The sequence below is a fragment of the Chitinophaga sp. SVR4-12A genome, assembly GCF_056754765.1.
Genome location: NZ_JBPGWP010000001.1, coordinates 1,914,224 through 1,938,045, shown reverse-complemented (window position 1 = coordinate 1,938,045; position 23,822 = coordinate 1,914,224). Strand labels below are relative to the sequence as shown.

The 23,822-nt window shown below is 47.7% G+C and carries 18 protein-coding genes and 1 tRNA gene; 7 read left to right on the top strand and 12 right to left on the bottom strand.

The genetic code is table 11. The features are described from left to right. Nucleotides 1-9: 9 nt before the first annotated feature. The 3 genes from ACR9Y8_RS07825 to ACR9Y8_RS07815 all read left to right on the top strand — a co-directional run bounded on the left by ACR9Y8_RS07825 (nt 10) and on the right by ACR9Y8_RS07815 (nt 6,216). Nucleotides 10-2,997 (top strand): SusC/RagA family TonB-linked outer membrane protein, encoded by a 2,988-nt coding sequence (locus ACR9Y8_RS07825; protein WP_481212686.1) that lies wholly within the window; start codon nt 10-12, stop codon nt 2,995-2,997. Between the two features lie 17 nt (nt 2,998-3,014). Further along, entirely contained in the window at nt 3,015-4,727 is a 1,713-nt protein-coding gene (locus ACR9Y8_RS07820; RefSeq protein ID WP_481212685.1) for a RagB/SusD family nutrient uptake outer membrane protein, read from the top strand. Between the two features lie 73 nt (nt 4,728-4,800). Further along, nucleotides 4,801-6,216 (top strand): sulfatase-like hydrolase/transferase, encoded by a 1,416-nt coding sequence (locus tag ACR9Y8_RS07815; protein WP_481212684.1) that lies wholly within the window; start codon nt 4,801-4,803, stop codon nt 6,214-6,216. A gap of 272 nt (nt 6,217-6,488) precedes the next feature. On the opposite strand, the gene ACR9Y8_RS07810 is transcribed toward ACR9Y8_RS07815, so the two are convergent. The 3 genes from ACR9Y8_RS07810 to ACR9Y8_RS07800 form a co-directional block, all read right to left on the bottom strand. After that, on the bottom strand, nt 6,489-6,938 hold the full coding sequence (locus ACR9Y8_RS07810) for an SRPBCC domain-containing protein (protein ID WP_481212683.1): 450 nt from the start codon (nt 6,936-6,938) through the stop codon (nt 6,489-6,491). A gap of 63 nt (nt 6,939-7,001) precedes the next feature. Continuing rightward, on the bottom strand, nt 7,002-7,832 hold the full coding sequence (locus ACR9Y8_RS07805) for a helix-turn-helix domain-containing protein (protein ID WP_481212682.1): 831 nt from the start codon (nt 7,830-7,832) through the stop codon (nt 7,002-7,004). A 48-nt stretch (nt 7,833-7,880) separates the two neighbouring features. Then, entirely contained in the window at nt 7,881-8,438 is a 558-nt protein-coding gene (locus ACR9Y8_RS07800) for a dihydrofolate reductase family protein (RefSeq protein WP_481212681.1), read from the bottom strand. A gap of 230 nt (nt 8,439-8,668) precedes the next feature. On the opposite strand from ACR9Y8_RS07800, the gene ACR9Y8_RS07795 reads away from it, so the two are divergent. Beyond that, nucleotides 8,669-9,118: a YybH family protein gene (locus tag ACR9Y8_RS07795; RefSeq protein ID WP_481212680.1), complete on the top strand. Its 450-nt coding sequence runs from the start codon at nt 8,669-8,671 to the stop codon at nt 9,116-9,118. A gap of 2 nt (nt 9,119-9,120) precedes the next feature. Here the strand turns inward: ACR9Y8_RS07795 and ACR9Y8_RS07790 are convergent, their stop codons facing one another. The 7 genes from ACR9Y8_RS07790 to ACR9Y8_RS07760 all read right to left on the bottom strand — a co-directional run bounded on the left by ACR9Y8_RS07790 (nt 9,121) and on the right by ACR9Y8_RS07760 (nt 19,667). Continuing rightward, nucleotides 9,121-9,939 carry a helix-turn-helix domain-containing protein gene (locus ACR9Y8_RS07790; protein WP_481212679.1) on the bottom strand — a complete coding sequence of 273 codons (819 nt, stop codon included), beginning with the start codon at nt 9,937-9,939 and terminating at the stop codon, nt 9,121-9,123. A 167-nt stretch (nt 9,940-10,106) separates the two neighbouring features. Beyond that, nucleotides 10,107-10,190, bottom strand: a tRNA-Leu gene (locus tag ACR9Y8_RS07785). Nucleotides 10,191-10,268: 78 nt separating this feature from the next. After that, nucleotides 10,269-12,938 carry a pentapeptide repeat-containing protein gene (locus ACR9Y8_RS07780; RefSeq protein WP_481212678.1) on the bottom strand — a complete coding sequence of 890 codons (2,670 nt, stop codon included), beginning with the start codon at nt 12,936-12,938 and terminating at the stop codon, nt 10,269-10,271. Beyond that, nucleotides 12,935-14,047, bottom strand: coding sequence for a hypothetical protein (locus ACR9Y8_RS07775; protein ID WP_481212677.1), 1,113 nt, complete (start codon nt 14,045-14,047; stop codon nt 12,935-12,937). Before ACR9Y8_RS07775 ends, ACR9Y8_RS07780 begins: the two co-directional genes overlap by 4 nt. Before the next feature lie 22 nt (nt 14,048-14,069). After that, nucleotides 14,070-18,065: a hypothetical protein gene (locus ACR9Y8_RS07770; protein ID WP_481212676.1), complete on the bottom strand. Its 3,996-nt coding sequence runs from the start codon at nt 18,063-18,065 to the stop codon at nt 14,070-14,072. Between the two features lie 106 nt (nt 18,066-18,171). Continuing rightward, nucleotides 18,172-19,149: a Crp/Fnr family transcriptional regulator gene (locus ACR9Y8_RS07765; protein ID WP_481212675.1), complete on the bottom strand. Its 978-nt coding sequence runs from the start codon at nt 19,147-19,149 to the stop codon at nt 18,172-18,174. A 74-nt stretch (nt 19,150-19,223) separates the two neighbouring features. After that, nucleotides 19,224-19,667, bottom strand: coding sequence for a hypothetical protein (locus ACR9Y8_RS07760; protein ID WP_481212674.1), 444 nt, complete (start codon nt 19,665-19,667; stop codon nt 19,224-19,226). A 176-nt stretch (nt 19,668-19,843) separates the two neighbouring features. Between ACR9Y8_RS07760 and ACR9Y8_RS07755 the strand changes: the two genes are divergently transcribed. Next, entirely contained in the window at nt 19,844-20,824 is a 981-nt protein-coding gene (locus tag ACR9Y8_RS07755) for a GlxA family transcriptional regulator (RefSeq protein WP_481212673.1), read from the top strand. Nucleotides 20,825-20,829: 5 nt separating this feature from the next. On the opposite strand, the gene ACR9Y8_RS07750 is transcribed toward ACR9Y8_RS07755, so the two are convergent. Together ACR9Y8_RS07750 and ACR9Y8_RS07745 are read right to left on the bottom strand one after the other, a co-directional pair. Continuing rightward, entirely contained in the window at nt 20,830-21,972 is a 1,143-nt protein-coding gene (locus ACR9Y8_RS07750; RefSeq protein WP_481212672.1) for a sensor histidine kinase, read from the bottom strand. Nucleotides 21,973-21,976: 4 nt separating this feature from the next. Continuing rightward, nucleotides 21,977-22,369, bottom strand: coding sequence for a response regulator (locus tag ACR9Y8_RS07745; RefSeq protein ID WP_481212671.1), 393 nt, complete (start codon nt 22,367-22,369; stop codon nt 21,977-21,979). A 234-nt stretch (nt 22,370-22,603) separates the two neighbouring features. Here ACR9Y8_RS07745 and ACR9Y8_RS07740 point away from each other — a divergent pair, with 234 nt between their 5' ends. Continuing rightward, nucleotides 22,604-23,020: a response regulator gene (locus ACR9Y8_RS07740; protein ID WP_481212670.1), complete on the top strand. Its 417-nt coding sequence runs from the start codon at nt 22,604-22,606 to the stop codon at nt 23,018-23,020. A gap of 274 nt (nt 23,021-23,294) precedes the next feature. Beyond that, nucleotides 23,295-23,783, top strand: a complete 489-nt coding sequence (locus ACR9Y8_RS07735; protein WP_481212669.1) for an inorganic diphosphatase — start codon at nt 23,295-23,297, stop codon at nt 23,781-23,783. Nucleotides 23,784-23,822 lie beyond the last annotated feature (39 nt).

Sequence of the window (23,822 nt, the reverse complement as noted above, 5' to 3'; positions counted from 1 at the left end):
TGCTGCGTTATGAAAAAACGATCCACGTTTTTGTACTTGTTTGCGTTCCTGCTATTCTGCTGTAACAGCATGCTGCTGGCGCAAGAAAAAACAGTGACCGGTAAAATTACAGACCAGGTCACCAAACAGCCCTTGCCGGGGGCAAGCATCAATGTAAAAGGCACTACACAAGGAGTGGTCACCAACAATTCAGGCCTTTTCTCTATTAAGGTACCTTCTTCCAATGCCGTGCTGGTGATCAGCTTCATGGGATACGGCACCCAGGAGCTGCCGGTAGGCAACCGTTCCACCATGGATGTTGCGTTAAGCAACACCGTATCCAATGTGAACGAAATAGTGGTGATCGGTTATGGCCAGGTAAAGAAGCGTGACCTCACCGGTTCCGTGGTTTCCATCAAGGGCGATGAAGCCGTGAAAGTACCGGCCGGTAATGCCATGGAAGCATTGCAGGGCAAGATCCCCGGCGCGGATATCTACAGGAACAACGGTTATGCCGGCGCTTCCTCCAACCTGAGGATCCGCGGTACCCGGTCTATTGCCAGCCCGGAAAGCTCTAACAATGTACTGTATATTGTAGATGGGGTACAGGGCTTTTCAATGGCAGATATTGATCCCAACGACATCCAATCTATCGATGTGCTGAAAGACGCTTCTTCTACCAGCATCTATGGATCAAGAGGGGCCAACGGCGTGATCATCATTACCACTAAAAGGGGCAGCACCGGTAAGCCCAAGCTGAGCTTCAGCTCTTATGCAGGCGTTTCCGATGTGTCTAAATACGGGCGCTTCCAATCAGGCCCGGAATATATTGATTTCAAGCGCGAGGCTTACAGAGCAGCAGGCACCTGGAGCAGTCCGGCGGATGATGCAAAGATCTTTAACCCGCAGGAGCTGGCGGCCATCCAAAATAAACAATACATCAACTGGCCAGACCTGCTATTGCATCATGGCACACAGCAGAATTACCAGGTAGGTGTTTCCGGCGGTACAGACAAAACAAAGATCTACTTCTCTGCAGGGTACTATCATGAGAAAGGTGTTTTGAAAGATGATGGTTTTAAACGTTACAGTACCCGTTTTAATATTGACCAGACCATCAACAGCTGGTTAAAGGCAGGCATCAGTTCGCAGTATGCCTATATAGACAATGATCAGCGGCGCGATCCTTTTAACCAGGCATCCAAATCGCTGCCACTGGGCCAGCCCTTTGATTCAGCCGGTAACGTGATCGTATTCCCCTTAGGCGGTTCGCAGATCAGCCCACTGGCTGATGAGCAGCCCGGCCAATGGGATGCCAACAGGAAAACCAGCCGTTTTTCCGGCGCCGCCTACCTGGAGATCACACCGCTGAAAGATCTGGCTATCCGCTCTTCTTTTACTACCACGCAGGAGAATACGAAGACGGGTACCTTTTACGGCAAGAACTCCATCAATGGTAAAGGCGCTAATTCACAGGCGGCCATTACCCATAACGAGAACAGCTTTATCAGCTGGGAAAACCAGATTACCTATAGAAAACAGCTGGGTGATCATGCTTTTGATATCACGGGTGTTACCACCTATAACCAAACCGTGCTAACGGGCGCTTATGCGCAGGGGCAAAACCAGCTCTTCCCTTCACAGTCTTTCAACAACCTGGCCGGCGCTGCGCAAAACCCGCGCTATGGCAGCAGCTATTCCAAGTACAGCCTCTTGTCCTTTACCGGCCGTATTAACTATAGCTACCTGGGCAGATACCTGCTCACCCTTACAGGGCGCAGCGACGGATCTTCCAAACTGGCGCCGGGGCATAAATGGGCTTTCTTTCCCTCTGTGGCGGCGGCATGGCGTATCAGTGATGAAGCTTTCATGAAAAAGCAGGGCATTTTCAGCGATCTTAAATTAAGGGCCAGCTACGGGATCTCCGGCAATGATGTGATCGATCCATACGAAACGCAGAACTCTCTTACGCAGATCCAGTACTCTTATGGAGAGGACAATCCTTCTCCCGCGTATACGATCAATTCACTGATCGCCAATCCTGATCTGACCTGGGAGCTGACTGCCACAACAGACATCGGCCTTGATTTCAGTGTGCTTAAAAACAGGGTCACCGCTACGGTGGACTATTATCATGCGCGCACCTACAACCTGATCTTTCCCTACACCCTGCCCAGTTCTACCGGCGTTGCCACCATTAACCGGAACATCGGTAAAACGAGCAACAAAGGGATAGAGCTCAGCCTCAATACTACCAATATTGCAGGTCCTGCTTTCCGCTGGACTTCCACCATCACTTATTCCAGGAACAAGGAGGAAATTACGCAGCTGCCTAACGGGAACGTGATCAGCAGCGATTACCGTCAATCCCTGATCCTGGGACAATCGCCTACTATCTATTACGACTATGTGAAATTAGGCATCTGGCAGCTGGGCGAAGAAGCAGAAGCGGCCAAATACCAGGCCATCCCGGGAGATATCAAAATAGCTGATCTCTCCGGTCCGGACGGGAAGCCGGATGGAAAGATCTCTGCAGATGACCGTACTATTATCGGCACACGGGTACCCAAGTGGACAGGCGGCTTTAATAATGATTTCAGCTATAAGAACTTTGACCTGAATATTTTATTCATTGCCCGTATTGGCCAGTGGATGAGCTCTGATTACTACGCCAAGTATTACCGCAATGCTGCCCAGAACGGGCTGGTTTCGGATTACTGGACGCCGGAAAATCCCACTAACGCCTATCCGCGGCCCAATGCCACCCGCAGCTCCTCTTATGTAACAACACTTACGGAGTATAAGAACTCCTATATAAAGCTGCGGAATGTAACGCTGGGATATACCCTGCCGAAGTCATTTACCAACAGGGCCAATATTGAACGCGCACGTGTATACGTAAGCGGTAAGAACCTGCTCTTCTTCTCAAAGAACAAGGATTTTGACCCGGAAAGCGAGGGAATTATCGATCAGCCACTGAGCAAATTATTTGTAGCAGGCCTGAACGTTACTTTCTAACCATTAAATCAACTACCATGCAACATCATTTCAATAAAATAGCGCTTTTGATCTTTGTGGCGATTGTATTTGTATCCTGCACAAAAGAGATCGACCAGGAGTATAACCCTGGCGGCGCCACCGTGGAAAGCTTGTTCAAAACGCCGGAAGGTTTTGAAGCGGCCATCACCGCTACTTATACCTATAACCGCAGCCTGTATGGAAAAGAGCAGGGCCATGCCTTACTGGAAGCCGGTACGGATATCTGGACCAATGCTGCCTTTAATGGCAGCACGGGCGTCAACGGTATCTTCCCTAATACGCCGCTGACCACTTACCAGGGCCTGATATCGGACAATGTATGGATCAATACCAACCTCTGGGTTCCCTGCTATGCAGCCATTAATTTGTGCAATACCGGGCTTAAATATATTAACGAAGCCGGTCTGTCCGCTTCCCGGAAACCATCTGCAGAAGCAGAGCTGCGCTTTATGCGCGCCTGGTATTACTGGCACCTGGTAGAAGCTTTTGGCCCGGTAAACTTTACATTGGAGCCAACAGCGTCGATGCTTACCACTGCCAATCGCACACCGGTGGATACCATTTACAGGCAGATCTTGTCGGATGTACAATTTGCCGTGGCTAACCTGCCCAATAGCAATGCAGACTATGGCAGGGTTACCAAACCGGCTGCGGAGGCTTTCCTGGCCCGGGTGAACCTGACGCGCGGCAATAACGAGGAAGCCAGCAATCACGCCATCAGCGTGATCAAGAATTATAACTTTTCGCTCCTGCCAAACTATGCCGACCTCTGGAAGATGGCGAATGAAAAGAACGGGGAAGTGGTATGGGCTTTGAACTACTCTGGTAATTTAGCCTTGAATGCAGGCAGCAATGTAAGTCACAGCATGTACCTGATGAACTATGCCGAGTTGCCCGGCATGACAAGGGATGTAGCCAATGGCCTGGATAATGTGCGCTGGATGCCTACGCTGTTCCTGCTGAACCTCTTCGATGAGCAAAACGATGCCCGTTACAATGCCTCCTTTAAACAGGCCTGGATTGCCAATAGTACCAATGCCTCCAGCTACCCGGTGTGGACGTCTGCAGAAGTGGCGCAGAACCCTGCCCTGGCTCCCTTATTAGGGCAACCAAAGTTTGCGGCAGGAGATACAGCGGTATTGATCACCAAATACCCGATCGACGATTATCAGCAGAAATACACTGCCCGTTACCGTTACAGGACTTATGACCGCGATGATGTATACGGAGAGAATGGCGCACCTAAAGACAGGTTCCACTTTATCTCCCTGCAAAAGTTCGATGATCCTACCAGGTCATCTGCTACACAGACAGAGAGCGCCCGTAATGTGTTCCTGATCAGGTTAGCGGAGATGTACCTGATCGTGGCCGAGGCACAGATGAAAATGGGTAAGCTGGACTCCGCTGCCACTTACCTGAACGCAGTAAGAGCCCGGGCCGCGCTTCCCGGTAAGGAAGCTGCTATGATGGTAGCTCCTGCCAACATCAGCATGGACTTTATACTGGATGAGCGTGCGCGTGAGCTGGCTGGCGAGCAGCTACGCTGGTTTGACCTGAAACGGAGCGGTAAGCTGATAGAAAGGGTAAGGGCCCATAACCCGGATGCGGGCGCTTATATCCAGCCATTCCATCAGCTAAGGCCTATTCCGCAGGCGCAGCTGGATGCAGTGACGAATAAGGGAGAGTTTAGACAAAATACGGGATATTGATAAACAAATAAACTGGATTATTAATTATATTGGTTGCGTTTCACCTCACTGTAGCAAATAAAAAAGAGAAGAAATGCCTCATCAACCGCAATGGACGCTAAAAGTATTGCTTGCAACCGGAATAGTTATACTTGCCTTATGGAGCGTGCCCCAGCCAATCTACTCGCAAGTACATAGGCCGCCGGATAAACGGCCCAATATCATTTTCATTCTTACGGATGATATGGGCTTTAGTGATATTGGCTGTTTTGGAGGGAAATTTGTTCCTACTCCCAATATAGATCGCCTTGCAAAGAACGGCCGCAGATTTACGCAGTATTATAGCGCTGCGCCTATTTGCTCACCATCCAGGGCAGGGCTTCTTACCGGCATGTATCCTGGCAGATGGAACTTCTCTACCTATCTCGATAACAAAAAGCATAACAGGAATGCGGAGCAGGCGGACTTTCTTGATCCGGCTGCTCCCTCCATCGCCCGGTTTTTCAAAAATGCCGGCTATGCTACCGGGCATTTTGGTAAATGGCACATGGGGGGTGGGAGAGATGTGAAAGATGCGCCCGGCTTTGAGCAATATGGTTTTGATGAACACGCAAGCACCTATGAAAGCCCGGATCCCGACCCTTTAATTACTGCCACCAACTGGATCTGGTCTGATAAAGACAGCATTAAAAGATGGGACCGGTCAAAGTATTTTGTAGACAGAACACTGGAGTTTCTGAGCAGGCATAAAGACCAGCCTTGCTTTGTGAACCTGTGGCCGGACGATGTGCATACGCCATGGGTGCCACGGAAGGATCCTGAGTACACTGACCAGTATCCCATGAACCGGGAAGAGGAAGCGGCCTTTAAGCTGGTTTTAAAGGAGTATGATGTGCAGATAGGCAGGTTATTGGATGGATTGAAAAAGCTGGGTATTGAAAAGAATACCATCGTTATTTTCACCAGCGACAACGGGCCTTTGCCTAGCTTTAAAGGCAGCAGAGCCGCGGGACTAAGAGGATCAAAGCTCTCTTTATATGAAGGCGGTACACGCATGCCTTTCATCATCAGCTGGCCAGGACATATTAAGGCGGGGACTGTGGACGGATCATCCGTCATCACCGGCCTTGATATGATGCGCTCTCTGGCTACACTCGGCAAGATTGCTTTGCCAAATGATTATCCCGGCGATGGAACAGACAGAAGCGCTGTCTTGCTGGGCAATCCGGCAGCAAGAGCGCAGGACATGTTTTGGGAGTATGGACGTAATAACATTGCTTTCAAATACCCGACAGGCAAAGATAAAAGCCCGAACCTTGCGCTGCGTTCCGGCGAATGGAAATTGCTCATGAACAGTGATGGCAGCGATATTCAACTATTCAACATCGTAAAGGATCAAAACGAAACCATCAATATGGCAGACAAGGAGCCGGCCATTGTAGCCAGGCTGAAAGATAAGCTGCTAAAATGGTGGGCATCTCTGCCGAAGCTAAGCGCATCGGGCGCTTAAGAGCTTTGGCTGGCGCGCATGTTGAGTGGGGGAAGTGGCTTGCCGGTTTCCAGTAAAGTTTTGATGTCCAGTTCAGGGTGCCGTCCTGCTTAACGATCGCAATGGGAGCCTGGCGCTCCCATTGTGATCGCATGGTAAAATCATTCCAGTATTGGCGGATAAGATCAGGAGAAGTGAGCGCTTCCCACAGCTTTTCTGCACTGGTGTCAATGAAGATGTTGCAGGTGAATGTTTTCATGTGAATTGTTAATGAGTTGAAATCTTCCTTTATCTCATTTGGTTGCTTTCCTGAAAACACCTTTGCCGGTGGTTAAATAAGAAAAGAGGCTTGTTTTGATCCAATGGGTCCAACCTGGTTTGCAATCCTTATAACATTCAATATCCGGTGTAAGGCCTTCATGTTTGAAGTGCAGCGCTGTTACGCCGTTATTTTCATTGAGATCAAAAATTAAGCGGGTGTCGGCCCATTCTTTTTTATCCGTATACCAGGGCATATAGCAATCGGTGATCAACCATTCTACTCTTTTACCGGGGACTAACGCTGTTACTGTGAAGTTGAAAAAAGAATCGCCTCCCATCGTTACTAGGAATTTATCATCCTGTTTTTCGGCGCTTCCGCTAAAGCTGATGCCCCACCACTCGGGTACACGGCTGATCTTTTTGATGGCCTCATCTGCGCTGATGTGAGCAGCAATACTGCAGTTAAAATCGTTGTTTTCCATTTTGTTTGCTTTTTTAAGCAAAGATCGGGGGATGGTCGCCCAAAGTATTGTACAAATCGGAAGTCAACTGGTATAATGCCTGGTGGCCAGCTCGTTCAGGCTGTTTTGAAGATCTGTTGGGGTGGCCCCGGTGAACCTTTTAAATGCCCGCAGGAAATGGGATTGGTCGTAGTAATACTCGTAAATAAGTTCTTTCAGGCTTTGCGGTTTGGCGCCGCTTGCATACAGCTGGTAAAATTGTTTGAACCGGATTATTTCAGCAAGGTTTTTAGGGCCGGTGCCTAAATGTTCTGAGAATTTATTGTGCAGCCACCGGGAGCTATAGCCGGTTTCTTTTTCCAGCTGCGTGACGCTGATCAGGCCTTTGGAATCATTGATGCGATGGATGCAGTAATCGTATATAGGATCCGGGACGGTTCTTTTCAGCTCTTTGATCAGAAAGTTCTGCAGGCGCCGCAATTTCAACGCTAAAGTAGCTGCTTCTGCCAGTTGCTCCTGTAGTTCGCTTACGCTGCTGCCAAGTAGGTCTGTCATCCCTACGATCTGGTTCCTGACTGCTGCATAGGGCAGATGAAACAGGCGATAGGCGCCGAGCGGATTGAATTCGACCACGATGGTGTCTGTCTGTACATCCTCCCGTGGATCCAGCATAACGGAGGTGTCGACAAGGCCGGTGAATGTCAGCTCATGTTCTTTTTGGGTAAAGGTTTTATCTCCTACCCGGGCTACGAGGCCGTTACGACAGCTAAATGCTAATTTAAAATTTGCGTTGGGAACGATCAGTTTCCTATCCAGGTCTGGAAGACGGCCGCTGCTTTCGAACACCCACATTTTCGCAATGTAGGGTTGTAATAAGGGGTGCGGGATGACCGGTTTGAATCGGAACGCTGTCATATGCTTAGTGCTACTTTAAAGATACGGCTAAGCGATGGAAATATGCCATTATTTTCTTATTTCATACCATAGTTCTACCATGCCGCTTTTGTAAGCAGTGACATCTTTCAGGTGTAATGGCTGTTCCACTGCCAGGTGCTCAAAAAACGGCAGGCCTTCACCCAGCATAATGGGCAGAACGGATAATCTTATTTCGTCTGCTAGTTTTGCACGGATGAAGTCTTTGGCAAGCAGGGCGCCGCCAACGAGCCAGACGTTCTTATAGCTGGGCTTTAGCCGTTCATTTACCAGTTTGTTCAGGTCGCCTGAATGAATTTCAATATTGGGCCGTTCAATGGGCAGGTTCCGGTGACTTACAACAATTGTGGGAGTGTCTCCATAAGGCCAGCCGTAGGATTTTGAAAGTTCCAGGGCATGTTCGTAGGTCCTGGCGCCCATCACATAGCAATCTATTGTTTTAAGGAATTGCGCGGTGTCTGGTGGGCTTACACCTTTTTCGTAGTGGTCAGATGTATCGAACCAGGAAACGCTATTGTCTTGTTTGGCAATCATTCCATCAAGACTTGAAACCATGTGTATGGTTACTTTAAATGTGTTTTGCATCATTTAATAGTATTTTTTTCAGCACTATAGTCGCTTACTCCGGCAAAATTTGTGATCCTTATATGCAGTTTTACGCAAGCTAAAAATAGAGAATTTTCCTTACAGGCCGCCGTTATGCTGTAGACTAAACGTCCACCAGCCCATTTATGCCTGGCTTATAGAATTATCACTTGTGCGCTTTTTTACAATTTTCATGTCGGCAAACAGTCTTCCTTTGTTATAAATAATAACATATGAAGATAATCCTCACCCTGGCAATGCTAATGGCTATATCCTTAATCTCCAAAGCGCAAACCAATGACGATCTATTGAGGCAAGCCCGTAAGGCAATCGAAGGCAGCAATGCCATCTATGCAGACCTGGCAAACAAAAATGACGGTTCAATCCTGACCAGGTATACGGAAGATGCCTGTTTGCTACCGCCAAATTCAGCACCTGTCTGCGGCAAAGAAAATATTGCAAAATTCTTTAAAGACGGCCCTAAGGTACAAGTCAAATTTATCATACAACACCTGTATGGGGATGCCAGAACATTCATTACCGAGGAAAGCTATTATGAAATGGCAGACCTTAACGGGAATAAACTGGATGAAGGCAAAGTTATTGTGATCTGGAAAAACACAGCGGATGGTTGGAAAATGCATAGAGATATGTTCAGCAGTAATAAACCCGCATCAAAATAGATTTACAATCCAATATTGACTGCTTTCTGAAATTCAGCTCCATTTTTGATAAGTGTACTCCTGACTTGAAGTGGGGTAATTCCGGTAAATTTCCTGAACTCCTTAATAAAATGAGCCTGGTCATAGTAACTGCAATCATAGGCAATCGAGGTAAGAGATAGGTCCGTAGTAAGTATTTGTTGTAAACTTCTGTTGAAACGGTAAGATGCATACAGGGTACCCGGCGTCAGGCCCACCATTTCAAAAAATTGTTGCTGAATATATCTTTTGGAAAGACCCAGTGTGGAGGATAACTGATTCAGGTCAAAGCCTTCGCCTGTGGTCAGTATATGCTGACAAATCAAGGATAGCTGTTGGATCTTTTGCCGTTTTTTCTCATGTCTTTTTAATTTATCAATAAAAAAGGATTCGATGAGATCTATTTGCTGAGTAATTGAGATTTTACTCATCATTGCTTCATAGAGCTCACGCAATTCTCTTGCATACACATCCAAAAGATTTGTAGCAGCATTGGTGAAATCAGTAATCGGATTTGGGAAAAATATTGAACAGGCATAGGGATACATCCTGGCTATCAGTATTGCAGTGCCTTTCGTCGCATTCAGTCTGGCAGGGACTGTTAAATGCCCTAATAATTCAAATGCAGGGGTATCCCGGTACAGCCCGTTGATAATCGTGGCAGCGTTGCCATCTGGCATTTTAACGATGAAATCCACGAATCCACTTGGATAAAAAATTTCATTTTTGATATCCTTGTCGATAGTAACTACGGAATAATTCCTTATAAAGGGTTTCAATATGTCGCAAGGAAGATATTGCAACGCAATTATTTTTAGGTTTAAATACAGTATTAAATTACGGGAATTAATTTATTCTTCGCAAATGCGTTCATCGGAACGGTTCGACATTGGATATGAATAAGCTGGAGAGGATGTGAAAACGTTTTTAAACAGTAAATCCGCTACTAGAGCGGATTTACTGTTTAAAGTGCCCAGAACTGGATTCGAACCAGCACGCCCTTGCGAGCGCTGCGACCTGAACACAGTGCGTCTACCAATTTCGCCATCTGGGCAACCGTGTTAAGGGCAGCAAAGATAGGAATTGAAATTGTTTTGCCAAATTTTTCTTCGGCAAAATCTGTCTGACGTATTTACCTGGGTAATTCCGGTGGCCGCAGCATTTCTACCCAGGGCTTTTGTTCGAGCTGGTTGGTGGAGAACTTCATCCTGTTAGGACAGATGGTATCAGGGCCAAAAACGCTGTTGCTGCCATCAGGCCCGCAGTCTGCCGTGCTGGTACCGCTTTTGGCAAATACGGTGGAATTGTAGCTGTGTATGATGAGCTCCCGCTGCCGCAGGTCATTGAGCCGGCTCAGACGCAGGTTGGTGCCGTAGAAGGCGACACTGCCATTGCTTTCCTTTACCGCTTGTATCTTGATATAGCCGGTATCACGATTGGCGGGGTTCATGAGGTCATTATCAATATTCCAGCTATTGATAACAGGGCCCTTGCTGATCCAGGCCTGGTGCCGGAGATAGACGCCTGCTTTTTCTGCGAGCAGCTTAGTCAGTTTTGGAAATGCCGGCTGCATAAACAGGCCCATGTCGCCTCTTGCACTGAACCCATTCCATACCCGGAATATGCCCTTCTCAGGATCCGTTATTTCCCAGGTGTTGTCTTTTTCCACCACCCTGATGGTTGCCCTGGCAGAAAGAAGGCCTTCCAGGTTTTTATAAGTTGACAGGAGGGAGGACATACTTCCGGCATTCAGCGCATCGATACCTGCTTTTCCTACACCTTTTACGATCACCAAAGGTTCACTGATGTTGTCCAGTTCCTTCAGCAAGGCTTTGTCGGATGTTGACAGGAGAAAAACACCGGCGGATTTTGTCTGGCTGATATCAACAGATACTGCAGAACCGGACAAGGTAATGCCATCCAGCTGGGTGGCCGTAAACCTGGCGCCCTGCAGGTTACAATCGTTCATGGTGGCTCCGTCCAGTTTGGCGCCTGTGAGATCAACGTTCATGAGATTAGTGCGATCCAGCACTGCCCTGTACAGTATCGCCTCCTTCAGGTTCACTTTAGCCAGGTTACTGTTGGATAATACGATGTTCTGCAATTTAGCATTGGTGAGGCTGACATTAGGGCCGTATAGTTCAACGCTGGTAGCGGTCACATTTCTCAGGTCTGCCTGGTTGAGCACCGCGTCGATCATGATGGCATTTGAAAGCCTGGCAGGGCTGACAGGCTTTGACACCACCAATGCAAGCTTCCCGTCAGCCGATGTCCAGTTAAGTACCTGGTAGGTGGCGCCTCCTGAAACAATGCTCCATGTGACGCCTTTTATTTCCGCCGTGACGGACGTGCTCTGCGACAGCTCGTATCCGTATTGCCTGAACATCTGCGCAACACCGGCGCTGTCCAGGGACTGCAGGCAGTCCAGTAATATTCCATAATGTGGTTCCTTTTCCGGCACTTCAAATAAGGTAGAGAAAGCACCCATCTGTGCGCCGCTAAGATTGGCCTCTTTCAGCAATGCCCCGGTGAAGTTGGTGTTATGCATGGGGATTCCGCCCGATAGCTGCGCTTTTGTTAGGTTTGCATTGCTGAAATCTCCGTTCATCATTTCCGCACCACTGAATATGGAGGAGAGCGCTATGCCACTCGGCTGTTTACAAGGACTGAGATCTGCATAAATAAACAAGGCGTTGTTCAGCCGGGCGCCTGAGAAATCAGCGCCTTTTAGCACCGTTGTTGTATTCAGTTCCTGGTTATTGTTGAAGTTTGCTGCATTCAATACTGCACCTGAAAAGTTTGTTTTGGTCCCTTTGACCGCCTTTAATTTTGCCCGGTTCATCAGGGCATTCTTAAAGATGGTACCGTCCAGGGTAGCACCGCTAAAGTCTGCATCATCGAGGTGGCAGCCGGTGAAATCCCATTTGGAAAGGTTGCTGTAGATGGCCTGCAGGTAATCAAGGTTCACTGCTGCACTGAATCCTTCCAGCAGGGCCTCCCGAAGGTCCAGGTAAGACCAGTCCTTATTCAGCATGTTAAATTTCAGCTTCGCTTTTTTGAAGGAAGTGAGGTTGTTCCTGTCTCTCGAAAAGCTGGCAGGCTGACTGAAAATGCAGCTGGTAAGATCGGTATTGTCGAACACTGTGCCGTCCATTCTTGCGTTCAGGAAAGAGGCATTGGTTAGTTCGGCGCTGTCCAGGATGGTTTTGGTGAGTATCGCTTTATTGAATACTGCTCCTGCCAGCTTCGCCCCCGATAAATTGGCCTGTGAAAGGTCGCAGCGATCTCCGAAGATGGCGTCGCGCATGGTACTGCCTGTGAATTTTGCGCCGGTGAGCACACATCCGTAGAAGTGAACATTATCCAGCCGCTTGCCGGAGAGGTCTATCCCGCTAAGGTTGGCATTCCTGGCGGTGAAAGCGCCTGGATCGGCGGGTATATCTTTAATGATCGCGTCACTGAGATCAATACATTTCCATTGTTTGCCGAGCTGTTCGAATCTGATGGTAGCGCCGTTCAGTTTAACCGGTTTGCTGGCATTGTCACCAAATTGAGGTTTACTATCAAACTTAACCCCGGTAAGATCCAGTCCAGAGAAATCAGTACCATTGCCCATCTGCGCACCGCGAAGGTCAGCGCCCTGCATGCTGATGGCGCCTTTGAACAGGGTGCCCTTCAGGATAGTATTGTTCATTTTCGCATTCCGCAGGTCGAGCTTCTCCAGGTTCTCTCCGCTGAGATCCTTGCCGGTGAAATCATAAGGAGGTGTTCCTTCCGGCTTGTAAGTGCTTGTCTGCATCATGCTTCGATGGTGATTGATTTTAAAGCCTTGTTTAAGGCGGCGCGTGTGCTGGTTTTGCGCTCCGATAGTGGCAGGCTGCTTTCCGGATCGATCAAAGGGTAGGAGGATATAGAGGCCAGCAGCCTTAATTGCAGATCCAGGCTCCTGGCGATCGCCTGGGCGCCGGGACTGGCGCCTTCCCCGGTATAGATCACGCTTTTCAGGTCTCTTACGAATGCCTGTAACTGTCCGTTGTTCCAGCCATACTTTTCATCCGGCTCGCGGGCGTCGCCGAGGTACATTAAGACAAAGTAAGTGAGCTGGTTGATGAATTTTTCTTCCGGGTAGGCGTCTGTATCCGCTTTAGCTACCACCAGTTTGTTCACAAAAGCTGTCATCTTCGCATTGCCGGTACTTAAGCCGATCAGGAGGTGCAGCAGAAAAAGATATGTTCTGCTGTCCATGCTGTTGAGCGATTGCAAGGCCTGCAGATCTGTTTTCTGCGCTGTGCAGATGAATTTAGCCTTGGCAATGGCTAATGACTTTTCGGTCCAATTAGCGATTACACCATCTTCAAAGGTATGCACTGCGGCCACACCTGCACGCTCTACTTTATCGCCTTTATCGATGTATTGTTTCTCGGGGTTATTATCGCTCCATTTATCGAGCAATGCTTTGGCCTTGCTTCGCCAATTGTCAGGGCCTCCACGTAATCCTGCTTCGGGAATGATCCTGGTGGTCTGATCGCTTTGGTCCCAGTATTCCCAGCCATGATGGTAGGTATACCACCAGTTACGCCATTCGCTGCAGCCGCGATAGTCACAGCAATCTTCTACCCCGGTATCACGTACAAACCTGCGGTATTTGAAAACCTGGTACATGATGTCTACGTTAGCTATCTTCACCAGTTCATCAAAGAAGCTTTTGTACCAGCCCTGGCATGTAGGGTTTTTGATGTCCGGGTAACTATTGGAAAGTGATTCCAGCAGGGTGAAGAACTTCCCTATATCGGTGGAAGTTACGTTGTCACGGTAGGTGTTCTGAAAACTGAGCATTGCGTGCACGAGATGCAATTCTTCCGGTACCATGGCATATACTGCCTGTGCGTCTTCATTTACGTTGTTTTGCACGGTCATTCTTTTTGAAGAGGTCTTAGCTTTTAGGGATCCATTGGCTGATAGTAGGCTCGTACCTGCCTGCAGCGCCTTCCATCTGTTCGTAATTCAGCGTGAATAAGGTACGCCATTGATCAACAGTAAACCTGGCTGCATTTACCTGCCCGTTATTGGAACCTTCATCGGCGGTCAGCGGGGAGCCGTCGGGGTTATAAATATCCAGCTTATAATCCTCCGGTTTTGCTCCTGTGTCTTTGTAGGAAAGCACATAGATAAAGCCTTTTGTTTCGCTGCTGATGTCCAGGTAAGTTCTTTTACTACCTGGGGCATCCTTCAGTTTCATCACGGAAGAAAGGCGGGTAAATATAATGGCGGTCCCTTTTTCATTCAGCTGTAGGTCGTAGTGAAGGCTATTGGTAGTATCTGCAAGCGTCCATACTTTGCCAGGCGCTTTTATGCCAATGCTTAGGTTCATGCCCCTGTATATATCGATCTCGTTTGTTTTTTCGCCGTTAAAGCGCAGGTCATAGGTCACATTTTCCGTTGGGTCTGTGATCAGCCATAGCTCGTCTTTTTTCGTACAATGACATACTGCATCTGTGCTCAGGGCCAAGAGGCGTTCTTTGAATTTGTCGCGTACCGACTGAGGCAGTATACCTTGATTCAGCGGCTGTATAAAGCCGGCTTCCAGGCTGGCCAGGGGCGTAAGCAGGTAGCGCTGTTCGCCTTTGGAATAGTGGACAGGCACCTGTTGCTGCAGCTCTTGCAGCAATGCAGTGGAGCTTGTTTTCGAGGACAAGGTTGCGCTGAAAGAGGCGGCTATTTCAAAGGAAAGTTCTGCTTTAAAACAGGGAACACCGTTGCCCCGGGTGTCGAAGGCCTGGATCCTTGCATTGATATCTTCCAGCACCAGGATCCTTCCATCGGCGGTAATGGTCATGGCTACAGGGCCCTGCAGCAAGCCTTCCCGTATACCCTTGCCCGATAGCGGAATAGCGATGGGTGCGTTTTCATCTTTTACGCCTGCCGCGGGCAATTGTACAATCGCTATTTTGTTATCGCGATAGCTGATCGCAATGGCGTAGTTGTTGGGATGAATGGCCACCGCGCTGATGTGCTCCATTGGGAAAGCGCCCCAGCTTTTGATAGGAGCAAAGTCAAAATACGGTTGCTTTTCATCGTTCAGGTCCACATGCCGCAGGTGATATAATCGCTGCTGCGGGTAGGTTCTTGTATCGAGGTAGAAATTATTGGGACTGAACTCGGGCGTGGGCCATTTGAACACTTTTATCACGTCCACCTGTCGGCGAAGCTCGTATAAAGTCTGGATGCCCGGGATGATGATCTTCCATGCGGCGTCTTTCTTTACCGGGTGAACGGCTGCGTTTTGAGGCAGGCTTAAACCATTGGCAGAAAACGCGCTGATGAGTGCAGCCGGAACGGTGGTTTTCGAATTCAGGTCAGGCATCAGGCTTTCTGCATCATCCAGGGTAAAGAGACCTGCAGGCCCGAATTGATCAAAGGCGATATAGGGTTGAATGGTTTGTCCGCGGTTGGATACCTTCATACCTGCTCCCGGCTTAGCCAGCGCCGATATTGTTTTGAGGAGGTACATCGGCGTGGATTGTTTGGTAGCGCCGTAATCCACAGGCAGCTGTTGTTCTGCTGCACGATAGCAATAACCTATCTTGTATGCAATATTGTTAGTGGTAATATTGACCAGTTCTGATACCTGCTGATTATTCAATATAGCCCGGGTAGCTTTAGGGGCCAGCGGGTTTTTGACCCAATGATATTTGCCATCCTGTGGATTATATCCCAGCTTTTCCAGATGCACATATTTTGTAGCGGGCAATAGTGGCACCAGTCGTTCAATGATGGATCCTTCTTCGCGGCGGGGTCCGTCCGGAGCCGGGACGGCATCCATCCAGCCGCTGGTCCATTGGCCTACGATCCATTCGTCCTTTGAATAAACGGTGGCGATGATCTGCATTTTTTGTCCTGGTGCTACGGGTAGCTCGTCCTGCGTTTTTTGAGAAAAAAGCACTTCGATCGGTTCATCGCTTTTCCAGGGCATTCTGCCGACCTTCTTTTTTGAAGAAGTATTTCCTTCATATCGTACCAGGATCTCGTAATTGTCGCCAGCCTTGGGCCAAACAGGGGCCTGGGAGGAAGTGCCATGTGTGGGGTCAGGGTGCACCTTCACGCCGAGACTCATGGAGCGTTTAGCCTCGATGGTATAAGTGGCGGGAGACAACAGCACTTCGGTGGTAGTAGCGATCATACTGGTAATGGCGCTGGCCATGCTCAGTAACTGGTGGGCGAGGCCTACTACCGGTGTGCTCTGGACAACCTTATCTTTAGCTGCCTGTGCGACTGCCTGTGCGGCAAATTCCTTCATGCCTTTCGACAGCAGGATGCCTGTTACCATTTGTCCGGCGGTAATGAAGAAAGGCGCTATATCCAGCCCGTTCTCATTTGCTGCTCCCACTATCAACGTAAAGCAAGCCAGTGAAGCGGATACCAGGATCACTATGTTTTCCCTTTTGTTAAAAAAATCAGTATACCACTTGGTGTTGGAAACGCCGACAGATAAAGCGGAGAACAGGGCGGGTACGCCATAGGAAACAACGGAAGTAAACACCAGGCCTAGCTTATCTACATCCATATCCCAATGGCCTACTCCTAAGCCGCCAAAGAGCACATTTACGCTGCTGGCGTTATCGGGCACGGGAAAAGAAAGCGTAACTTTTGGCGCCCATACAGGCACGCCGAAGAACACACTGCCGGCGCCGAGCCAGGTCAGGTACTTTTTATTGTCGCTGTTTTCAAACCAATCTTTTAATTTCCCGTTCAAGCCACCGGTGGCGCTTTCCCAGTTAGCGGGATTATTAATGATGGCGCCATCCGGCGTTTTAAACTGGCAGTAAACGCCTAAGCCGCGGTTAGGCCAGTTCTTCACGGCGAAGCTGAGCCTTTTGGAGGCCTGATCAAATTCCAGGGTTTCCCAATAGAGATGGAGGCCGTATTCGGAGGTCTTGTTACTGATGGTCCAATTTTTGGCCTTATCGTCGTCCCCCTTTAATTGCTCTGTTTTCAGCAAGGGGTTGGACTGGTCGCTTACGGTGGTCTCGCCTGTACTGCCGTTAAGGGCATGCCACTGAGCGCCTTTCAGCCAGGCCGTATCTTTGAGCTTTTGCAGTATGCTGTGCAAAAGGGGGGTCATGACCTCTTTTAAGCGCTCAGAGAGGTTGTATTGCGGTATAACGGGTTGTTCCTGCCCGTCTACTTCCAGCACCGGCCATTCGATGAGTTCTCCTTCCGCATCCAGCAGGCCGTCGGCGGGCGGCATTATATTGCCTGCGGGATCTTTCACGACGGTATTGTCGTACCAGGGAGTATCGCTTTCGGCGGGATGCATCAGCAGGTACTGCCAGAGGTCTGTAAAAAGAGGATCTGCCAGGATGATCTCTTCTGCTATACGGTAATGCACATCTGCCAGGGCGCTGGCAATCTCCGGATGCTGCATTACGAGCGAGAGGGCCGTGTCGAGGATATTTACGGTAAGGTTGGCATCGGCATGATAATCGGTTAATTCAGGCAGGGCGAGGGTATCCGGCGCGTTGAATGAACCATTGGTATAATAATCCACTTTTGCAGGCAGGAAAGAATTTTTTCCGCTGGCATGGATCGCTTTTACAGCTCTTTTGACCTTTTGCCGTGGAATGTAGTTATACATAGCGGCTATTTCACCGGCCACTGCGCCCGGGCGGGCAGAGGGGTAGGTGATCACGTTAAAACCGACTTCCTCCGGTGAGAACTCGGCATGCTCTACATAATGTGTGAACCTGTTCAGCGTCTCATCTGATAGTACCTGCAACAGCCTGTTCCTGCTGCGGTAATAGGCCCGGGTTTCCGGCGTATGTTCCTTTACAAGGGCTTTCTTGTTGGAATTGATGAATTTTATATTCAGCCCGTTCCTGCCAAGAAGCTGCAGATGGCTGAAGTCGAAGTGAAGTGTAACACTGTCCATAAACAAATAGGATATAAGGATGAATAGCGCCCGTATGTGGAGCGTGTCTTTAATGAGGCCTAAAATTACTAAATGCAGTATTGCGTAAAAATGAAGCTTGTCCGGTTTATAAAACAGGACTGTCCGGACCGAGGCTTTGTATGTATTGCAGGGGGCTAAGACCTACCAGCTTTTTAAAAGCGCTGTAGAAGGCGCTGCGGGAGGAAAATCCTACTTCGCTTGCCATGGCTTCTATCGTATAGTTCTTCAGGTTACCAGCACCACCTATCTGCTCTTTGATGCTTTTGATGCGGAGAGTATTGATGTAATCGGCAAAGCTTAAATGGTAGTGATTATTGAGTAAGAGTGATAAGGTATGCGGGGCAATGCCCAGTGCAGCCGCCAGGGAAGACAGGCTGATATTTTTGTCCGTATAAGTGCGGTGTTGCTGCATATGCGCATCTATCTCTTCGCATAATCGGGCTACCGCTGTTGTTTGAGAAGCGGCTGCTTCTGCTTCTTTTTTTATGCGCAGCAGGGTAGCGGGAGTGATATCCAGGAAGGAGGCCACGCTTTCTGCGGGCAGGCGTTCAATATACCCCGGCTTGGTTTTGGTAAAGTATGCATAACGCTCCCTGGCATTCCCGATGCGGATGATATGCGCTCTTTCCTGTGCGTCCCGGTAATACTTTTCTACCATTACCCGGAACATGTAATTAAAATCGAAATGGGTCTGGAACAGCTCCTCCATCACGTCATTATGCATGGCCAACAGGATGGTGGGCTCAACAGCTTCCATGGTTTCCATAGTAGGACCTACTCCATGCAGGCCTGTGATCGAGCTGACAAATTCGTTCTCTACTGAAATATAGGTAGTGACTTTTTTGCGGTTGTGCATGGAGTAGGCCATGATAGCCCCCTTTTTGATAAAGTACATATACTCGCAGATGTCGCCTTGCTTTACCAGGATCTCGTCTTTTGCTATTTGGAGGCCGACTACGTTGCGGTAAAAAGCAGCCTTGAGTGCCTCGCTCATCGGGTAGATCATGTTCAGCAGGTGTACCAGGTAGTCGATGTCTTCTTTAGCAGCAATAGGGTAAGGCATTCTCACTTTACAAGATTAATTGGAATAGCAGGCTAAAAGTACTAAATATACCTTAAAAGCCTGCATACCAATCCTTATTTCCTGAGGGCGTATTTCAGGGATACGTCTGCATAGGACGTGGCATTTACCACGTACCATTTTTTATCGTCGCTCAGTATCAATTCGTAGGTCACGCCGTTCTTATTTGTGAACTCGGTGACGCCTTGAATTTGCTTATCATGATATCTTTTCTTTACTGCGAGCAGCACTTTCATGGGCAGTTCAGTTTCCTGGCAGTATTTGAGTGAATAGACCAGCGAACCTTCCTTGTCGTACCAGATCCTGCATTGGCTGTCGTTACGGGTGAAAGAAACAACATAAAAACCTTCCTGCTCTGCCCATTTTACATACTTTGCGTCTGGGAAGGTGCGGTTGAACAGCTGGATCAATGACTCGCTGGGCGCTGCTATTACATGAAAAGTTCCCAATAGGGTAATGGCTACTGTTAAAATGATCTTGTTTAAGAAATGGCGTTTCATTTTTTGTAGTTTAAGGATGACAAGTTTATAATTGATGATGTAAAATTAGCACTGGTGAGAATTCAAAAATTGTATAAAACAGAACAGCGGTCTTATTTTTCAGCAGGGGGTTAAAATGACATATCAAGGGGCTGATCTGGACAATTTGAATTTTTATCTTTGTAAAAATCACCGCCATGAAACATCTTAGCATATTAGTCCCAAAGGGAGAGAATAACCTGAGCAGCATCGTGGGCGCTTACAAGATATTTTCAAGAGCAAATATGTATTGGAAAGACCGTGGCAGCGCGGAGTTGTTTAAGATCCAGCTGGCAGGTATTTCAAAAAAGGTAGACTTCTATGATGGCTTGTTCTCTGTAAAGCCGCAGATCCATATTTCGGAGATTACAAAGACTGATCTGATCATCATTCCTTCCCTGAATCACAATTACTATAAAGCGGTAAAGGAAAACCAGGAGATGATTAACTGGGTAGCGCAACAGTATAAGCAGGGTGCTGAAGTAGCCAGTATATGCACCGGTGCTTTTATGCTGGCCTCATCGGGTTTGCTGGATGGTAAAAGCTGTTCCACCCACTGGGCTGCCGAAGGCACTTTCAGGAACATGTTCCCGAATGTGCACCTGGAACCGGATAAGCTGATCACTGATGAAAACGGGATCTATACTAACGGGGGCGCTTACTCTTTTCTGAATCTCATCATCTACCTGGTAGAGAAATATTTTGACCGGCAGACGGCTATTTTCTGTTCTAAAGTATTCCAGATAGAAATAGACCGGCAAAGCCAGTCGGCCTTTACGATATTCACTGGCCAGAAACTGCATGGGGATGAAATGGTGAAGGAAGCGCAGGCCTATATAGAGAGTAACCTGCATGAAAAGATCTCCGTTGAGAACCTGTCTTCCAGGTTTGCTACGGGCCGGCGTAATTTTGACCGGCGCTTTATTAAGGCAACGGGTAATACGCCGGTAGAATATGCGCAGCGGGTAAAGATCGAATCAGCGAAGAAAGCGTTTGAAACCAGCCGGAAGACCATCAATGAAGTGATGTATGAGGTGGGCTATGTAGATATAAAGGCCTTCCGGGAAGTGTTCCGGAAAATTACAGGCATGTCTCCCTTAGAGTATAGGATGAAGTACAATAAGGAGGCGTTGGTTTGATGAGATCACGCTATTGGAAAATAAGCATAAAAGCTGGCGCCATGGCCGGGTTTACCGCTGGCATGTATATAACCCTGATGGTTTTCCATTATTCTTTTACAGACGGCCAGCCCGATCCCGGTTCCGGTGTATTCCTGCTTGCTATGCAGGCGTTGAAACAAGTTGAAGATTCTTTTTTCATAAAATGGATCGAAGCCAATGCCATTATCCTTAAATGTAATCTCTAAATATTGTGTGTGCCGCGGATAGGAGGGATCGCCTTTGATCTGGTCTCCAGACAGCAAGCGGCAGGATATTGCAATAAGCGGGTCATTATTTGAAAATTTCAGCGCATTGCCGATCAGGTTTGCAAATAGCTGATGTACCTGTAAGGGAATGGCATTGATGCTGGGGAGCGGATCGCTTACTATGGTGGCTTTTTTTTCTTTGATCAGTAGTTCATAGTCTGACCTGACTTCTTCCAGGATGTTATTCAGATCTGTTGGTTCGGTCCCGGATTCATGTTTTGATAAACGGCTGTAATTTAAGATAGAGTTGATCAGTTCACTCATCCGTTGTGCGGAGGAATTGATTTTCCCAAAGTATTTTCTGCTGAGTGCTTCATCGTGGAAGTTGTTCTCGATCACTTCTGTAAATGTACGGATCTTACGAAGCGGCTCCTGTAGGTCGTGTGAAGCTACATAGGCAAATTGTTCCAGTTCCTGGTTCCGCAGCTCCAGCTCCTGCAGGTATTCCTTCATTTTATCTTCTGCTATTTTTTTATCTGTAAGGTCGCGGGTTACTTTTGAAAACCCGATAATGTCGTCCTGGTCGTTATGTAAAGCGGTAATTACGACACTGCCCCAGAACCGGGATCCATCTTTCCGTACCCGCCAGCCTTCATGCAGCGCTTTTCCATGCTTCCTGGCTGTATTGATCAGTGTTTCCGGCAGCTGGTTGTCCTGGTCTTCCTGCCGGTAAAAGATGCTGAAGTGCTTGCCGATGATCTCATCGGCCTGGTAGCCTTTGATCTTTTCGGCGCCGGCATTCCAATCCTGGATGTTGCCGTTTTCGTTTAACAGGACGATAGCATAATCCTCCACTTCTTCTACCATCCTTTTATAAAAAAATGTGTAGTCTGGTTCGCTTTTAGTTTGTTCCTGTTTCATGGTATTACTTATTACTGCTTTCCAGTATTTTTCTCAACTCTGTACAAAGTAAAGAAAAGCCTGGCGGTTTGGGAAGGAAATCATGTGCTCCCAATTGCTTACTCTTTGCAATAATCTGGGGCTCGGGCGAGGTGGAAAACATAATGATATGCGTGCTACGTAAATGCTCCAGCTTTTTAAGTTCCTGGAGGCATTCCAGGCCACTGATCTTGTGCATATTGATGTCCAGAAATATAAAATGGGGTCTATATGACGTGTCCGCCTTTAATTTAGCAAGTGCTTCTTCCCCGTCGAGTGCTACGGTGCAGTGAATATTTGGATCCACCTGTTGCATCGCCATCAGGAAAATTTCCTGGTCGTCTATATCATCGTCTACAAGCAGACATTCCCTGGTCATATATAACAGTCGTTCGTTTAGTAATATTAATCGTCCCGCATATTGTATTTAGTATCTAAAATAATATAATCTGATCAAATCAGGTAATACCAGCCTCTTCATTAACGTAAACGGATATGTGTAAGGCAGACATTTTCAGGGTGAAGCTAGCGTTTTGAATTATTTATTTGTAGCTTTGCGTCCATCCTGCCCTGTTTGACTAACGTATAGAGAGTATTGCATAAATTCAAAAATATGGCTAAGTACTCTAGAGTAATTTTATTGGCTGACGACGACATGGACGATCAGGAACTTCTGAAGACCGCAATATCTGACACGGACTCAAACATAATAGTAGAAGGTGTAAGAGATGGGCGACAGCTGGTTGAATATTTGGTTCAACTTGGGAACCGGAAGTTTCCGGACCTTATTATCCTTGACTACCAGATGCCCTTTTTTACCGCCCCTGAAATATTAACGAAATTTGCCGGCAATATGTCGTTTGCCGCTACAAGAAAGATCATATGGAGTACATCAGCCAATATTGACCATATTAATCAGTGTTTACAATTAGGCGCTAAAGATTATTTTATAAAACCCAGCAGCGAAACTGCTTTGCAGGATATAGTAGAAAGGATTCTTTATATGTTGAGGGAGCTCAACGATGTTTAACTAAGGTGCTTACGTTCTCTCCTGCCATTTCAGTGAACTTTGATCCGCTTTCTTTTGCTTTGTATTATGTCCGTTGAGCCTGCCGCGAACCGCGAACTACGCTCAGCCTGGTACCCTGGCCCATATTGGTCTGGCATGGATTTTTTGTGTTATATAGTACAATAGGGTATATAGCCTGCGTATGCCTCAGCGTATATGTCTGACACAGGATCAGGCTCCGCGGACAAAATGCCTCAGATTGTGGCTAAAGATCAACTTGTAAAAATCGCCGGTTATGGGCAAGCGCACCTTTTTTGTAGTTGTTGAAACCCCCAAGGGCAGTACCGAGAAGTACGATTACGATGCAAAGTATCGCTATTTTACATTGAAGAAAATTCTACCTGCAGGGATGATGTTTCCTTTCGATTTCGGCTTCATCACAGATACCAGAGGCCAGGACGGTGATCCCCTGGACGCCTTTGTATTATCGGCCTTCAAAACTTTCCCCGGATGTATGGTTAAATGCCGTTTGCTCGGCGCTATTATAGCGGAGCAGCGGGAAAAGGACGGCAAAACAGTAAGGAACGATCGTTACATCATGGCTCCGGTTGTCTCCGGAATTGATAAGGCGTCTTATGATGCGGAGCACTTCCTGCCTGACATGATAAAAGAGCTGGAAGCATTCTTTATCAATTATAATAACCAGGAGGGAAAGGAATTTCGCCCTTTAGGTTTTATGGAGGCGAAGGAAGCCTTTAAGCAAATCAGGAAGTGCAAAAAATGACACGCACTAAGTCTTTAACTATTGTTTCAATTATAGCAC

What these genes read in the sequence shown, in the direction of transcription:
- ACR9Y8_RS07825 (WP_481212686.1), top strand. Translation starts at nt 10, where the DNA reads ATGAAAAAACGATCCACGTTTTTGTACTTGTTTGCGTTCCTGCTATTC.
- ACR9Y8_RS07820 (WP_481212685.1), top strand. Translation starts at nt 3,015, where the DNA reads ATGCAACATCATTTCAATAAAATAGCGCTTTTGATCTTTGTGGCGATT.
- ACR9Y8_RS07815 (WP_481212684.1), top strand. Translation starts at nt 4,801, where the DNA reads ATGCCTCATCAACCGCAATGGACGCTAAAAGTATTGCTTGCAACCGGA.
- ACR9Y8_RS07810 (WP_481212683.1), bottom strand. Translation starts at nt 6,938, where the DNA reads ATGGAAAACAACGATTTTAACTGCAGTATTGCTGCTCACATCAGCGCA.
- ACR9Y8_RS07805 (WP_481212682.1), bottom strand. Translation starts at nt 7,832, where the DNA reads ATGACAGCGTTCCGATTCAAACCGGTCATCCCGCACCCCTTATTACAA.
- ACR9Y8_RS07800 (WP_481212681.1), bottom strand. Translation starts at nt 8,438, where the DNA reads ATGATGCAAAACACATTTAAAGTAACCATACACATGGTTTCAAGTCTT.
- ACR9Y8_RS07795 (WP_481212680.1), top strand. Translation starts at nt 8,669, where the DNA reads ATGAAGATAATCCTCACCCTGGCAATGCTAATGGCTATATCCTTAATC.
- ACR9Y8_RS07780 (WP_481212678.1), bottom strand. Translation starts at nt 12,938, where the DNA reads ATGATGCAGACAAGCACTTACAAGCCGGAAGGAACACCTCCTTATGAT.
- ACR9Y8_RS07770 (WP_481212676.1), bottom strand. Translation starts at nt 18,065, where the DNA reads ATGGACAGTGTTACACTTCACTTCGACTTCAGCCATCTGCAGCTTCTT.
- ACR9Y8_RS07765 (WP_481212675.1), bottom strand. Translation starts at nt 19,149, where the DNA reads ATGCCTTACCCTATTGCTGCTAAAGAAGACATCGACTACCTGGTACAC.
- ACR9Y8_RS07760 (WP_481212674.1), bottom strand. Translation starts at nt 19,667, where the DNA reads ATGAAACGCCATTTCTTAAACAAGATCATTTTAACAGTAGCCATTACC.
- ACR9Y8_RS07755 (WP_481212673.1), top strand. Translation starts at nt 19,844, where the DNA reads ATGAAACATCTTAGCATATTAGTCCCAAAGGGAGAGAATAACCTGAGC.
- ACR9Y8_RS07750 (WP_481212672.1), bottom strand. Translation starts at nt 21,972, where the DNA reads ATGAAACAGGAACAAACTAAAAGCGAACCAGACTACACATTTTTTTAT.
- ACR9Y8_RS07745 (WP_481212671.1), bottom strand. Translation starts at nt 22,369, where the DNA reads ATGACCAGGGAATGTCTGCTTGTAGACGATGATATAGACGACCAGGAA.
- ACR9Y8_RS07740 (WP_481212670.1), top strand. Translation starts at nt 22,604, where the DNA reads ATGGCTAAGTACTCTAGAGTAATTTTATTGGCTGACGACGACATGGAC.
- ACR9Y8_RS07735 (WP_481212669.1), top strand. Translation starts at nt 23,295, where the DNA reads ATGGGCAAGCGCACCTTTTTTGTAGTTGTTGAAACCCCCAAGGGCAGT.